Here is a 12,992-nt window from a genome sequence, read left to right on the forward strand (position 1 = left end):
AAGCCGCCGCCTTCCCCCTTTGCGGGAAACAAAGGGTCTGCTATGTATGAACAATGCACTCCAAAACGGCTTTCCTTTCCTGCGTGCTCCTTTTGCTCTGCCTGGTCCCCTGCGGCTGCGGCGGGGACGAGGAATACGTGCGCGTGGATTTTTCCAAGCGCGAGGAAATGAGCCTGCCGGTGCAGACCAAGGCCATCACCTACGCCTACCTGCCCCAGTATTCCCACGCCATCTCCTACGGCCGCCACAAGCTGCTCATCGAATACCTGAGCAACGCCACGGGCCTGCCCTTCCGGCAGGTCTACCCGGACACCTTCGACGAGCATGTGGAGATGGTCAAACGCGGTGAGATCGACATCTCCTTTTCCAACCCGCTCATCTATCTGCAGCTGGCCCAGCTCGGTGCTCGCGCGTTCGCCCGCATCGTTGAGCCCTCGGGCCAGCCCGACTTTTTCGGCGAGATCATCTGCCGGGCCGACAGCCCCATCCGCACCCTGCGGGACTGCCGGGGCAAGCGCTGGATCGCGGTGGACAGGTCCTCGGCGGGCGGTTTTCTCTTCCCCCTGGGCATGCTCCTGGACAACGGCATCCCGCCCCGGGACTTTTCGGACATCGAGTTCGCCCCCGGACCGGGCGGCAAGCAGGAAAAGGTGGTGCTGGCCGTGTTCGCCGGAGCCTTCGACATCGGCTCCATCCGCCAGGGGACCCTGGCCCTGCTCAAGGACAAGATCGACCTGAAGCGCATCCGGGTGCTGGCCCGCACGCGCCCCTACCCGAGCTGGGTATACGCCTGCCGCAAGGGCTTCCCGCCCGCCCAGGCCGCGCGCATCGCCGACGCCATGTTCGCCCTGGACATCAACCGGGCCGACGACGCCGTGATCCTCAACAACGCGGGCATACGGGGCATCATCCCGGCCGAGGACGGCGACTACGACCCGGTGCGGCAACTGGTGGAGCGCATCCGCGAGCAGGACGGAGGGTTCATCCCTTGATCAACATCGACAAGATACGCTTCAGCACCAAGATCGGGGTGGGCACCAGCCTCATCGTCGTGCTGGCCGCCGTGCTGCTGACCTTCACCTTCAGCGTGCTGGCCACCCGCGTGCTGCTGGACGAAGGCAAGAAGCACGGCCGCGTCCAGGCGGAAAACCTGGCCCTGCGCGCCGTGGACCCCATCCTCTCCGCCGACTTTCTCCAGCTCAAGGACCTGGTGGATTCCATCCGCAGCGTGGGCGACAACGTGGTCTATTCCTTTGTGCAGGACGAGGCTGGTAACGTGCTGGCCCATACGTTCACAGGGGGCTTTCCCGTGGACCTGCTCAAGGCCAACCACCTGGAACCGGCCCAGGACCTGAGCATCCGGCAGCTCGACAACGGCCAGATTCTCATCCTGGATTTCGCGGTGCCCGTACGCATCGGCCAGAGCCGCATCGGCACGGTGCGCCTGGGGCTTTCCCGCACCGGCGTCCAGCAGACCATCAACCAGCTGCTGCACCCGGTCATGGGAGTTTCCCTGGGCACCCTCATCGTGGCCGTGTTCCTGGGCACCCTGTTCGCCAACCGCATGACCCGGCGGCTCAACAACCTGCGGGCCCACGCCGAAGCCCTGGTCACGGGGGACCTCATGGCCCAGGCCGCGCCCAAGCCCACGGCCAACTGCTGGGAACTCATGAACTGCAACCTCAAGGAATGCGCGGCCTACGGCGACGACTCCCGCCCCTGCTGGCACACGGCCGGGAACCGGTCCACGCCCAAGCGCACCCCGGGGAGCTGCAGCCGCTGCCCGGTCTTCCTGACCAACGCGGGCGACGAGATCCAGGACCTGGCCGAAACCTTCGACTACCTGGCCCTGACCCTGCGCCTGCACCTGGAAGAGCTCTATGACACGGAAAAGGCCATGGCCCACCAGCAGGAACTGCTGCGCACCGTCCTGGACTCCACCCCGGACCATGTCTGCCTGCTGGACCGGGAGGGCATCATCCTGGCCCTGAACCGCGCCTATGCGAATTTCCTGGAACTGACGCCCACCGACGCCGTGGGCAAGCACGAACACTCCCTGCTGCCGAACAGCGATCCCCTCAACGACCCGGGCATGATCGAAGTCATCTTCCGCTCGGGCAGGCCCGTGAACCGCGAAGTGCAGGTGGAGCGCAACAACCGGCGCCTGTGGCTGCACGTCATCTGCGTGCCCGTGCGGGGCTCCTCGGGCGAAATCAACTCCGTGCTGCGCACCACCCGCGACATCACCGAGCTCAAGAGCTACCAGACCCAGCTCATCCAGTCCCAGAAGATGGAATCCCTGGGGACCATGGCCGGAGGCGTGGCCCACGAGATCAACACCCCGCTGGGCATCATCCTGGGCTATGCCCAGCTGCTGCTGGAGGACGTGCCCGAGGGCAACCCCATGCGCGACGACCTCAGGATCATCGAGAAGCAGACCCAGGTCTGCAAGCGCATCGTTGCCGGGCTGCTGGACTTTTCCCGCCAGGGCGGAAGCGAGACGCAGGGCATGTGCTTCAACAACTCGGTGCTGGAGGTGGTCTCCCTCATCAGCCACCCCTTCGAGCTGGACGGGGTGCACATCCTCAAGGACATGGACGACCGCATGCCGATCATCAACGGCAGCCCCGAGCAGCTCAAGCAGGTCTGGGTCAACCTGCTGACCAACGCCCGCGACGCCATGCCCCAGGGCGGGCTCATCCTGGTGCGCTCGCGGCTCATGCGCGACGAAGGCATCATCATGTTCCAGGTCATCGACACGGGCGAAGGCATTCCCCCGAGCATCATCACCCAGATTTTCGACCCTTTTTTCAGCACCAAGGGCGTGGACAAGGGCACGGGCCTCGGCCTGGCCATCTCCTTCGGCATCATCGAGGCCCACGGCGGCACCATCGCCGTGGACAGCCCGGTGCCCCTGGAGGACTACCCGCACAAGCCCGAGGACATGAAAAACATCCATCTCGGCCCGGGCACCATGTTCACGGTGCGGCTGCCCCTGGATTATTCCGACGACGACACAGAACCACTGCAAGGAGAATAACATGGCCAACATCATCGTCCTGGACGACGTCTACGACTCCGGCGTGCTCATCGGCCGCATCCTGACCCGCCAGGGCCATCAGGTCACCCCGTTCACGGAAGAGGAGGAGGCCCTGGCGTTCGTGGCCAAGAACGCGCCCGAGCTGGCCATCCTGGACATCAAGCTCAAGAAGATGAACGGCGTCGAGGTGCTGGAGGAGATCAAAAAGATCTCGCCCAAGACCAGGGTCATCATGCTCACGGGCTACCCCACCCTGGAAACGGCCCGCGAATCCATCCGACTGGGCGCGAGCGAATACTGCGTCAAGCCCATCGACAAGGCCGAGCTGGAAGAAAAGGTCGCCGCCGTGCTCGGCGAATAACGGAGAAAACGCCCCATGTCCCTCAAGGAACTCCTGAGCCGCTGGACCTTCCAGGTCTTTGCCCCGGGCACCCTGCTGCGCAAGAAATACAACGCGTTCCGGGAAATCCTGGAGGTGGACCTGCGCAGCATGGAGCTGCTGGCCGGCCTGGAGGAGATCTACACCGGCTCCGAGACTGCGGACTGGAACCGCGTGGCCTTCCTGTGCGCCGAGCTGGAGCGGGAGGTGGGCGAAATCGCCCGGCTGCTGACCGTGCTCGCCCCCCTGCGCTGCATGGGGCTGGAGGAATACGTCCGCAAGATAGCCTTTTACATAGACATGGGGCTGGATACGCCCCCGCCCGAAATCGCGCCCCCCTACTGCCTGTCCCGGGAAGAGGCCGCCGGCAGGGAAAAGCTGGCCGGGGGCAAGGCCGCGGCCTTGGGCATCCTGGCCGAGGAAACCGACATTCCGGTTCCCCCGGGATTCTGCATCACCACCAACGCCTACAACTACTACATGGAGGCGGGCGACCTCCGCGTTCCCATCGCCGGGCTCCTGGCGCAGATCGACCTGTGCGACAGGGAGGGGCTCTCCCTAAAATGTGAGGAAATCCGGGGAATGATACGCCAGACCCCGGTGCCGGACGAGATCCTGCGCGAGATGGAAGCCCAGGCGAAGAAGCTCCCCGCGGGCCCGCTGGCGGTCCGCTCCAGCGCCATTGCCGAGGACGGGGAATCCTCGTTCGCCGGGGTCTACGAAAGCGTGCTGAACGTGAGCCCCGAGAACCTGGCGGAAGCCTACCGCGAAGTGCTCATGGGCAAATACAGCCCCCAGGCCGTGGCCTACCGCATCCTCAAGGGCATGACCGACGAGGAAACCGGCATGGCCGTGCTGGTGCAGCCCATGGTCCGGGTCAAGGCCGCCGGGGTCATGTACACCACGGACGAGGACGCCACCCAGTGCGTGCAGGGCGTGGCCTCCATCTACAGCGTCAAGGGGCTGGGGGAATCCCTGGTTTCCGGGCGCGCCAGGCCCGACGTGTTCTGCCTGACCAAGGAGGACAACCCGCACGTGCTGCTGCGCCCCCCCCACTTCGACAATCCCCGCTCCGAAACCCTGCTGGAACTGGGACGCATCGCGGACAAGCTCGAACATTTCTTCAAGACGCCCCAGGATGTGGAATGGGGCGTGGACGAGCGGGACAGGCTGTTCATCCTGCAAAGCCGCCCCCTGCGCCAGAACGCGACGGCCAGGGACATCTCCAAGCAGGTGCCGGACAACGCGCTGCCGATGCTCTCCGGCGGCGTCCGCATCTCCGCGGGAACGGCCGTGGGGCGCATCGTGCGCAACGCCGAAGCCATTGCGGAACTGCCGCACGGGGCCATCCTGGTCACGGAAACGCTGACCCCGGCCCTGGCCCGCCACCTGGACCGCCTGGACGGCGTCATTGCCCGCAGGGGTTCCCGCGCCGGGCACTTTGCTTCCGTGGCCCGCGAATTCGGGCTGCCGGTCATGGTCCTGGACGAGATCGAGGAACTCTCCGACGGCCAGGAAGTGACCATGGATGCGGACACGGGCCAGGTCTATGCGGGATGCGTGGAGGAACTCAGACGCCAGGACCCGCGCAGGGAGGCATGGAGGGGCACCTGGGCCGCCAAGCGCCTCGGAGCCATCATGCCGCATCTCTCCATCCTCAACCTCACGGACCCGGAAGGCGACAATTTCCAGCCCGAGGGCTGCCGGTCCATGCACGACGTGATCCGCTTCGCCCACGAGATCTCCCTCAACGAGATGTTCTCTCTGGTGGGCAGGTCCGGGCGCGGCCTGGGGCGGGTCAAGAAGCTGACCAGCAAGCTGCCCTTTGTCCTCTACGTGCTGGACCTGGGCGGCGGCCTGTTCTCCTCGGTGCGCGACGCAAAGTCCATCACGCCCGACGACATCGTCAGCAAGCCCATGTGGGCCCTGTGGTGGGGGCTTTCCAAGAGCGGGGCCACCTGGGACGAAAAGCTGATCCACGTGGACTGGGAGGAATTCGACCGCATCAGCGCGGGCATCTTCACCAAGGATTCCAAGCTGCTGGCCAGCTACTCCATCGTGGCCGAGGACTACACCCACCTGCTGCTGCGCTTCGGCTACCACTTCACGGTGGTGGATTCCGTGTGCGGCGGCGCGGGCCCCAATCACATTTCCTTCCGGTTCAAGGGCGGCGGGGGCGACTGGGACCAGCGCATGAACCGGCTGGCCTTCCTGCGCCACACCATGGAGTCCAAGGGATTCAGCACCAAGAGCCGGGGCGACATGCTCACGGCCCAGTTCACCCACGGCACCGAAAACGAAACCCGGCAGCGCCTGGTGTTCCTGGGCAGGCTCATGGCCCATTCGCGCATGCTGGACCTCAAGCTGCCCACCGAGGAAACCGCGGTCGAGCTGGCGGAACGGTTCCTGGAACAGGACCGGACCGCGGGCGAGGAGAGCCCATGAGGCCGCAGGAAAGCACCGTCACCTGGGTCACGGACCAACTGGCCGTGGGCCCGGCCCCGGCATCCAAGGCCGCCATGCAGCGGCTGCACAAGGAAGGGATCACCGGCATCATCAACCTGTGCCGGGAATTCCTGGACCTGCACGAGATCGAGGAAAAGGAAGGGTTCGAGGTCTACTACCTGCCCATCACCGACGAGGAGGCCCCGGACCTGGTGGAGCTGGAAAAGGCCCTGGCCTGGCTGGACGAGGCCCTGTACCTGGGCAAGAAGGTCTACATCCACTGCCGCTTCGGCATGGGCCGCACGGGCACGGTGCTCAACGCCTATCTGCTGCGGCGCGGCCTGGGGCACAAGCTGGCCAACCGCAGGCTCAAGAAGCTGCGTTCCAAGCCCGCCAACTTCGCCCAGTGGCGCACCATCCGCAAATACGGCAAGGAAACGGGGGAGCTCACGGTCCGCGAACCCTGCCTGGAATTCAAGCGGGCCGTGGACCTTTCCCCCATGGTCCAGGACTACCAGAAGCTGCTGGCCGAGGTGGAGCAATACGCGGCGGACCACGGGCTCACCGAGCAATGCGGCCGGGACCACGACCGCTGCTGCCATTCGCCCAAGGAACTCTGCCTCATGGAGGCCGTGACCGTGAGCATGGCCCGAAACCGCGAACTGAGCAGCCAAAAGCGCGAGGAGATCATCGGCCGGGCCGTGGAGGCCGCAGGCATCGAGCGCTCGGCCCGGCGCAGGCTGCGCGACGTCGACGCCGTGCTTTCGGATGTGGGCACCATCTGCCCGCTCCTGGAGGACGGCCGCTGCCTGCTGTTCGACAGCCGACCGGTAAGTTGCCGGGTCTTCGGCATGGAGGAGCACGCGGCCGAAGCCTTCTGGGAGGAATTCGAGCCGCGCCTGGGCACCCTGTCCGAGAACATCTACCTGGCCCTGACCTCGGAACTCCTGGACGAGCACCCCATGTTCTCCCTGCCCGACGTGGCCTCGGGCAAGTACGTGGAGCGGTTCTTCAGCTTCATGATGCGCAAGATGGGCTGCGCCCGCCAATAGCTTTCCCGGCGAATGCACACAACAAAAGGTCTGCGGTAATCCGCAGGCCTTTTGATTCCCCAATCCCATCCGGTGAGGCTTGTTCTCAGATTCGGACTACATCGCCGTCTTGCATTCGGTAAGTATGACTTCCTGCTCCTCGGAACCGACCCTGACGATTTCCTTGACCACCATCCCGTAGCCGTTTTCATCCCTGGTCATCCACTTCTTGGTTTTCATGGGCCCCACCTGGGACATGATCACGACGCATTCGTATTTCTTCTCTCCCACAGTCACTATGTCATTCCTGGATTTGAGAAGCATCGTGTTAATTATATCACCCTTTTCCAGATCAAGCATGCGGTAGGTTTTGGGGCTCGACACCCTAAGCTTGTCCAAGGGCAGATAGGCGGAGGTGTAGTCCAATTGGTCCTCCCTGTACTTTACGGAAAAACCTTTCATTCCGTTTCGGGAGGTAATGCTGATGACTCCCTGCTCGCAGATGACCTTCGTTTTTGTATTTCTCCTGCCTTTGGGGCCTGCGTCGTAGCTCCAGACTTCCTTGTTAACCATGATGCCATACATCTTTTTCTCGGCGATTTCGTCGGTGCCGGCATCGTAGTTCAGGAGACTTCCGTCCCTCGCCAGGATAATTTTAGCCCAAGACTTGTTTTTCACGGATGTCTTTGAGGAGCCCAGATTCCATGTTTTTCCTTCATCGGAGCCAGGTTCAGGGAAAAAATTCGGCTTTTTGTCAAAGACACTTCCCTGTAAACTTTCGATCCTGATATTTCCAAAATCGGATGTGTCCGCATTGTCAGCCGTTGTCAGACATTTCTTGTTGCGTTGTTCAAGAAGCGCCGGTTTACCTTTGTACTTTACGGGCGTCCTGGTCACTTTGATGGATCCGATTTTGTTTTCGCCAACAAGGATCTCGTAGGAAAAAGAAAGCTTTTTCCCGGAGGCCAACACCTGCGGGGCAAGACACAAGTGAAAGGTCAGAGTCAGCAAAGCCGCCAAAGAGAGGTACAGGGATTTTTTAACTATTGGCATGAGATGTATCCTTGGATTTCCATGAGAAAATAAAAAAGGCCGCCCCAGGGGACGGCCTTCGTCTTGAGCGAATGACCCTATAGCCTAAAGAATATAGCGCGACAAGTCCCGATCCTCGGAAACATCCTCCAGCTTGGAGCAGACATATTCCTTGTCCACGCTGACGGACTGGCCGGACTTGTCCGGGGCCTCGAAGGAGAGGTCGGCCAGTATCTTCTCCATGATGGTGTAGAGCCTGCGCGCGCCGATGTTCTCGGTCTCCTCGTTGATCTTCTGGGCGAACTCCGCCACTTCCTCCAGGGCTTCCCTGGAGAAGTCCACGGTGATGCCCTCGGTCTCCAGCAGGGCCTTGTACTGCACGGTCAGGGCGTTCCTGGGCTCGGTAAGTATCCGGTAGAACTCGTCCTTGCCCAGGGCCTGCAGCTCCTCGCGCAGGGGGAAACGTCCCTGCAGCTCGGGGATCAGATCCGAGGGCTTGGCAAAGTGAAACGCGCCCGCGGCGATGAACAGGATGTGGTCGGTCTTGATCATGCCGTACTTGGTGTTGACCACCGAGCCCTCCACGATGGGCAGCAGGTCGCGCTGCACGCCCTCGCGGGAGACGTCGGTGCCGCCGTGGTCCTGGCGCGCGGCGATCTTGTCCATTTCGTCGATGAAGATGATGCCGGTCTGCTCCACGCGTTCCCGGGCCAGGTCCGTGACCTTGTCCATGTCGATGAGCTTGTCGGCTTCCTCGTCGATGAGCACCTCGTAGGCGTCGCGGATCTTCATCTTGCGGGTCTTTTTCTTCTTGGGGAACATGCGGCCGAGCATGTCGGACATCTGCATGCCCATGTCCTCCATGCCGGGCATGGCCATGATCTCCATCTGGGGCCCGCCGGTCACCGTGACCTCCACCTCGATCTCGCGGTCGTCGAGCTGCCCCTTGCGGAACATCTGGCGGAATTTCTCGCGGGTGGAATCATCCTTGGGCCGTTCCGGTTCCTTGCCGGACTCCGCGTTGGAGTCCGAATTGGACATGTAGAAGCCCACGCCCTGTGTCTGGGGCTTGTTGCCGGGCAGCAGCAGGTCCAGGACGCGTTCCTCGGCGTTGCGTTCGGCCTTGATGCGCACCTTGTCGGTCTCTTCCTTGCGCACCAGGTTGATGCCGATCTCCATGAGGTCGCGGACCATGGATTCCACGTCGCGGCCCACATAGCCCACCTCGGTGAACTTGGTGGCCTCCACCTTGAAGAAGGGGCAGCCGGTCAGGCGCGCCAGGCGGCGGGCGATCTCGGTCTTGCCCACGCCCGTGGGGCCCATGAGAATGATGTTCTTGGGAGCGATTTCGTCTCGCAGTTCGGGGTCGAGCTGCTGCCTGCGCCAGCGGTTGCGCATGGCGATGGCCACCATGCGCTTGGCGTCGTGCTGGCCGATGATGTAGCGATCCAGTTCCGAGACTATTTCCCGGGGAGTCAGAGTGCTCATTATCTTTCCTGTGTTTCGATGGTCAGGTTGGCGTTGGTGTAGACGCAAAGGTCCGCGGCGATGTTCATGGCCTTTTCCACGATGTCGCGGGCCTGCATCTCCGTGTTCTGCTTGAGCGCGCGGGCCGCTGCCAGGGCATAGGCCCCGCCCGAGCCGATGGCTGCCAGGCCGTCGTCGGGCTCGATCACGTCGCCCGTGCCGGAGATGATCAGCAGGTGTTCGCCGTCGGCGGCCAGGAGCATGGCCTCGAGCCTGCGCAGGTACTTGTCCGTGCGCCAGTCCTTGGCCAGTTCCACTGCGGCGCGCAGCAGGTTGCCGGAATAGGTTTCCAGTTTCTTTTCAAAACGTTCGGACAGGGTGAAGGCGTCGGCGGTTGCGCCCGCGAATCCCACGGTGACCTTGTCCTTGTAGATCTTGCGCACCTTGCGGGCCGTGTGCTTCATGGCGATGGCCTGGCCCAGGGTGACCTGTCCGTCACCGGCCATGGCCGTGCCGTTCTCGTCCAGCATGGCCAGAATGGTGGTTCCTCTAAGGTTCATATGTTCCTCTTGAGACTGAAAGGTTCACGTCAACGTTGCTAATGGAAGTAGCAACAAATCTGTAGTCCTTGTAAAAGAAAGGAGATCCTATTGTTTCAGTAAATTCTTTTCTTGGCCCATCAATAGTGGAGTAGAAGTAGCCTTGGACTAAAGGGGTTTTCATGTCCATCCCCCCAGCTGTGTAACAACTTTGAATCCGTATAACGACTTTGCCGTTATCGTATTTTCTCTCTGTACCATTTAGGATATTAGTATCTTCTGACTTGATTATTCTATAATGCAAATCCTGTTCACCATATGAAGCTAGTTTTGATTTGAGATCTTTGATTGTTTTAGCGTATTCATTAGATAAATCTAACAACTTTCCATTACGAGCATGGACGCTTTCATATTTTTTTTCGAGCGTTGAATAATCCTTCTCAACTAATTTCAACCGGCTAATTTCATTATCTTTAGTCTCTACAACCGTTGCCGAAGGACAAGGATTTAATGTTGGATACGAACAGTAACCAACGCTCATTACCCCCAAAATTCCAGAAACGTAACCGATCACTTTCAAAAATGATTTAAAAAAACTACCCATTATCTAATCTCACTCATTGTTCTCAGCCACGTGTTGTAGGCGTCCGCCCCGTGCAGGACCATGGAGGCCCGCTCCACCAGCCCCTGCTCAAGCCCCGTTTTCAGGGCGCGCAGCGCTATGGCGGCGGCCTGTTCCACGGGATAGCCGTAGACGCCGCAGCTGATGGCCGGGAAGGCGATGGTCTTCAGGTTGTTTTCATGGGCCAGCTTCAGGCTGCTCAGGTAGGCTCTCGCCAGTTTCTCGGGCTCGCCCTCCGAGCCGCCGCGCCAGATGGGGCCCACGGTATGGATGATGTATTTGGCGGGCAGGTTGAAGCCCGGGGTGATCACGGCCCGGCCCGCGGGCAGCGAGCCGATGTCGGCAATGATCTTGCGGCAGGCGGCCTGGAGTTCGGCATGCCCGGCCGCGTCATGAATCGCGCCATCCACGCCCCCGCCGCCTGCAAGACGCGAATTGGCGGCATTGACGATGGCGTCCGCCCGCATGGAGGTCAGATCTCCCTGCCGGATCGCAAGGGTTCCGTCGGCAATGGTCCATGTCTTCATAATACAGCACAAGCTAATCCCGATTTGCCTTTTGGCAAGGGCAAGGCCTGTTTTTTTGTGCGAAACATGTTATTGATTGACATCTATATTGCATATTCAATAAGTATAGTTGTAATAGTTATAATTCCTGAGGAGGCTCGTATGGAAATGCGCAAGGTGATTCCCTCTGTCGAAGAACTGATGACCGCCATCGCCAACACTCCCGACACCAAGGTGCCCGATACCCGCATCCCGGACACCCGGTGCCCCGACACCTTTGTGCCGGATACCCGCACGCCGGACACCTTTGTCCCGGACACGCGCGTACCGGGACGTTTATAGCTTCGGGCGGTTCAGGAACAGCCGGTTTTGACCGGTTTTGAATTCCGCCCCCTGTATTCGCCCATGCTCTTGCATTCGGACGACTTTCTTTTTCCCCGAACCCTCGACTCCCTGGCCACCGGGTGCGTCATGGGTATCTGCGCCCAATGGCCTCTGCTGTGGAAGAACGGGAACCAGAACATGCTGGCCCGGGCCATTGCCCGCCGCCTTGCCCCGGTGCTGAACATGGCCCTGGCCGTGGAGATGGCCGAGGCCCGTGAAAACGGGCTGCTCAAGGCCGACACACCGGAAGGCCGCTACCACGAATTCGACGAGATGCTGGCCTCCCGCCGCCTGCAGGATGTCCTGCTGGACAAGTACAAGGGCCTTTCCTCCCTGCCGTGGTCCGTGGTCTCGGACTGGAGCTTCGAGTTCGACGCCATGCTGCGGCGGCTCAGGAATGACGCCACGGACATCGGCGACTGTCTGGGCATCCCGTGCGGCCTGGGCGGACTCGCGGGCATGGAGGCCGACTGCGCGGACCTGCACGAGGGCGGCGCGGGCGTCTGCATGCTGCATTTCCACGACGGCAAGCGCCTGGTTTACAAGCCCCGGCCCATGGCCGCGGACGTGCTTTTCGCCCGGCTGGCGCCCCAGCTCAATGCCGAGCTGGGCTGGCAGGCCTATCAGGGCCCGGCCACCTTGGACATGGGGCCCTATGGCTGGCAGCAGTTCATCGAGCGCACGCCCTGTGAAAACATGGAGGACGTACGCCTGTTCTTCCAGCGGCAGGGGGCCAACCTGGCGCTGGTGTACCTGCTGGGCGGGGTGGACTTCCATGCCGAAAACATGGTGCCGTCCGAAAGCTTCCCCGTCCCCGTGGACCTGGAAACCGCCATGCAGCCGCTGCGCACGGGGGTGCACACCCTGAGGCGTTCGGGCATGGTGCCGGTTCCGGGGCGCGACTACGACTATTCGGCCCTGGGCTGTGCGCCCGCCCCGGACGGCAGCTTCAAGGGATTCGTCTGGCGCGACCGGGGCAGGGATTCCCTGCACATGGAGCTGGCCGAACTGCCCTGCACGGGGCCATACTGCCTGCCGTTCCTGGACGGCGAGCACGTGCCCGTATGCGGGTTCGAGATGACGGTGGCCGCCTCTTTTGCCCGCACCCTGAAGACCCTGGCCCAGGCATTCGAAACCAACCGGGATCTCATGGACACCGTAGCCGAAATGCCCATCCGGTTCATCCACCGGCCCACCCTGGTCTACCAGGAGATCCTGACCGCCTCCCTGCACCCGGAAAACCTGCGCAGCATGGAAGGCCGCCGCGAATTCATCGAAACCCAGCTGGGGCTGCTCGGCCCGGAAACGCCCGCCCAGCTCTTCGGGCATGAGGCCGATACCCTGGAGGAAGGGTATATCCCCACCTGCCACACCCGTGCAGATTCCCGCGACCTGTGGTTCGGAGCGGCCATAGAGGACGACTTTTTCCCGGCCACCACGCTGGACCAGATCCGGGTCCGCGTCCGCGAAGCGCCCGTGAGCTGCGGTCGGCTGCGCCAATCGCTGTTGGCAAGCCTCGGCTCATAGGCGTGGACTTCCCCTTCAAA

The 12,992-nt window shown here is 62.0% G+C and carries 12 protein-coding genes; 7 read left to right on the forward strand and 5 right to left on the reverse strand.

Going from position 1 to position 12,992, the window contains the following annotated elements; genetic code table 11:
- Window positions 1–53: 53 nt before the first annotated feature.
- Genes FGL65_RS17345 through FGL65_RS17365 form a run of 5 tightly spaced genes read left to right on the forward strand, consistent with a single transcriptional unit; the run spans window position 54 to window position 6,916 of the window.
- Window positions 54–992: a phosphate/phosphite/phosphonate ABC transporter substrate-binding protein gene (locus FGL65_RS17345; protein ID WP_147822499.1), complete on the forward strand. Its 939-nt coding sequence runs from the start codon at window positions 54–56 to the stop codon at window positions 990–992.
- Window positions 989–3,040 carry an ATP-binding protein gene (locus FGL65_RS17350; RefSeq protein ID WP_147822500.1) on the forward strand — a complete coding sequence of 684 codons (2,052 nt, stop codon included), beginning with the start codon at window positions 989–991 and terminating at the stop codon, window positions 3,038–3,040. Before FGL65_RS17345 ends, FGL65_RS17350 begins: the two co-directional genes overlap by 4 nt.
- A gap of 1 nt (window position 3,041) precedes the next feature.
- The gene (locus tag FGL65_RS17355) at window positions 3,042–3,401 is read left to right on the forward strand and encodes a response regulator (protein WP_147822501.1); all 360 of its coding nucleotides are present in this window, start codon (window positions 3,042–3,044) and stop codon (window positions 3,399–3,401) included.
- Between the two features lie 15 nt (window positions 3,402–3,416).
- Window positions 3,417–5,864: a PEP/pyruvate-binding domain-containing protein gene (locus FGL65_RS17360; RefSeq protein ID WP_147822502.1), complete on the forward strand. Its 2,448-nt coding sequence runs from the start codon at window positions 3,417–3,419 to the stop codon at window positions 5,862–5,864.
- Window positions 5,861–6,916 (forward strand): protein-tyrosine phosphatase family protein, encoded by a 1,056-nt coding sequence (locus FGL65_RS17365; protein WP_147822503.1) that lies wholly within the window; start codon window positions 5,861–5,863, stop codon window positions 6,914–6,916. The genes FGL65_RS17360 and FGL65_RS17365 overlap by 4 nt, the downstream gene beginning before the upstream one ends.
- A gap of 96 nt (window positions 6,917–7,012) precedes the next feature.
- Here FGL65_RS17365 and FGL65_RS17370 read toward each other — a convergent pair whose 3' ends face one another.
- The 5 genes from FGL65_RS17370 to FGL65_RS17390 form a co-directional block, all read right to left on the reverse strand.
- The gene (locus tag FGL65_RS17370; RefSeq protein ID WP_147822504.1) at window positions 7,013–7,948 is read right to left on the reverse strand and encodes a hypothetical protein; all 936 of its coding nucleotides are present in this window, start codon (window positions 7,946–7,948) and stop codon (window positions 7,013–7,015) included.
- An 84-nt stretch (window positions 7,949–8,032) separates the two neighbouring features.
- On the reverse strand, window positions 8,033–9,415 hold the full coding sequence (gene hslU, locus FGL65_RS17375; protein ID WP_187170440.1) for an ATP-dependent protease ATPase subunit HslU: 1,383 nt from the start codon (window positions 9,413–9,415) through the stop codon (window positions 8,033–8,035).
- Window positions 9,415–9,954 carry an ATP-dependent protease subunit HslV gene (gene hslV, locus FGL65_RS17380; protein WP_147822505.1) on the reverse strand — a complete coding sequence of 180 codons (540 nt, stop codon included), beginning with the start codon at window positions 9,952–9,954 and terminating at the stop codon, window positions 9,415–9,417. The genes hslU and hslV overlap by 1 nt, the downstream gene beginning before the upstream one ends.
- Window positions 9,944–10,537: a hypothetical protein gene (locus FGL65_RS17385; protein WP_147822506.1), complete on the reverse strand. Its 594-nt coding sequence runs from the start codon at window positions 10,535–10,537 to the stop codon at window positions 9,944–9,946. The genes hslV and FGL65_RS17385 overlap by 11 nt, the downstream gene beginning before the upstream one ends.
- On the reverse strand, window positions 10,537–11,082 hold the full coding sequence (locus FGL65_RS17390; RefSeq protein ID WP_147822507.1) for a macro domain-containing protein: 546 nt from the start codon (window positions 11,080–11,082) through the stop codon (window positions 10,537–10,539). The genes FGL65_RS17385 and FGL65_RS17390 overlap by 1 nt, the downstream gene beginning before the upstream one ends.
- A gap of 141 nt (window positions 11,083–11,223) precedes the next feature.
- On the opposite strand from FGL65_RS17390, the gene FGL65_RS17395 reads away from it, so the two are divergent.
- Window positions 11,224–11,403, forward strand: coding sequence for a hypothetical protein (locus FGL65_RS17395; protein WP_147822508.1), 180 nt, complete (start codon window positions 11,224–11,226; stop codon window positions 11,401–11,403).
- Window positions 11,404–11,430: 27 nt separating this feature from the next.
- Complete coding sequence (locus tag FGL65_RS17400) at window positions 11,431–12,972, forward strand: DUF4135 domain-containing protein (protein ID WP_147822509.1); 1,542 nt, start codon at window positions 11,431–11,433, stop codon at window positions 12,970–12,972.
- The last annotated feature ends 20 nt before the right edge of the window (window positions 12,973–12,992 follow it).

This window comes from Salidesulfovibrio onnuriiensis (genome assembly GCF_008001235.1).
In the GTDB taxonomy this organism is placed as follows: domain Bacteria; phylum Desulfobacterota; class Desulfovibrionia; order Desulfovibrionales; family Desulfovibrionaceae; genus Pseudodesulfovibrio; species Pseudodesulfovibrio onnuriiensis.

Bases quoted from the DNA above. Each gene is read 5' to 3' on its own strand.
- hslU (WP_187170440.1), bottom strand. From the start codon at position 9,415: ATGAGCACTCTGACTCCCCGGGAAATAGTCTCGGAACTGGATCGCTAC.
- FGL65_RS17355 (WP_147822501.1), top strand. From the start codon at position 3,042: ATGGCCAACATCATCGTCCTGGACGACGTCTACGACTCCGGCGTGCTC.
- FGL65_RS17370 (WP_147822504.1), bottom strand. From the start codon at position 7,948: ATGCCAATAGTTAAAAAATCCCTGTACCTCTCTTTGGCGGCTTTGCTG.
- FGL65_RS17360 (WP_147822502.1), top strand. From the start codon at position 3,417: ATGTCCCTCAAGGAACTCCTGAGCCGCTGGACCTTCCAGGTCTTTGCC.
- FGL65_RS17345 (WP_147822499.1), top strand. From the start codon at position 54: ATGCACTCCAAAACGGCTTTCCTTTCCTGCGTGCTCCTTTTGCTCTGC.
- FGL65_RS17395 (WP_147822508.1), top strand. From the start codon at position 11,224: ATGGAAATGCGCAAGGTGATTCCCTCTGTCGAAGAACTGATGACCGCC.
- FGL65_RS17365 (WP_147822503.1), top strand. From the start codon at position 5,861: ATGAGGCCGCAGGAAAGCACCGTCACCTGGGTCACGGACCAACTGGCC.
- FGL65_RS17390 (WP_147822507.1), bottom strand. From the start codon at position 11,082: ATGAAGACATGGACCATTGCCGACGGAACCCTTGCGATCCGGCAGGGA.
- hslV (WP_147822505.1), bottom strand. From the start codon at position 9,954: ATGAACCTTAGAGGAACCACCATTCTGGCCATGCTGGACGAGAACGGC.
- FGL65_RS17385 (WP_147822506.1), bottom strand. From the start codon at position 10,537: ATGGGTAGTTTTTTTAAATCATTTTTGAAAGTGATCGGTTACGTTTCT.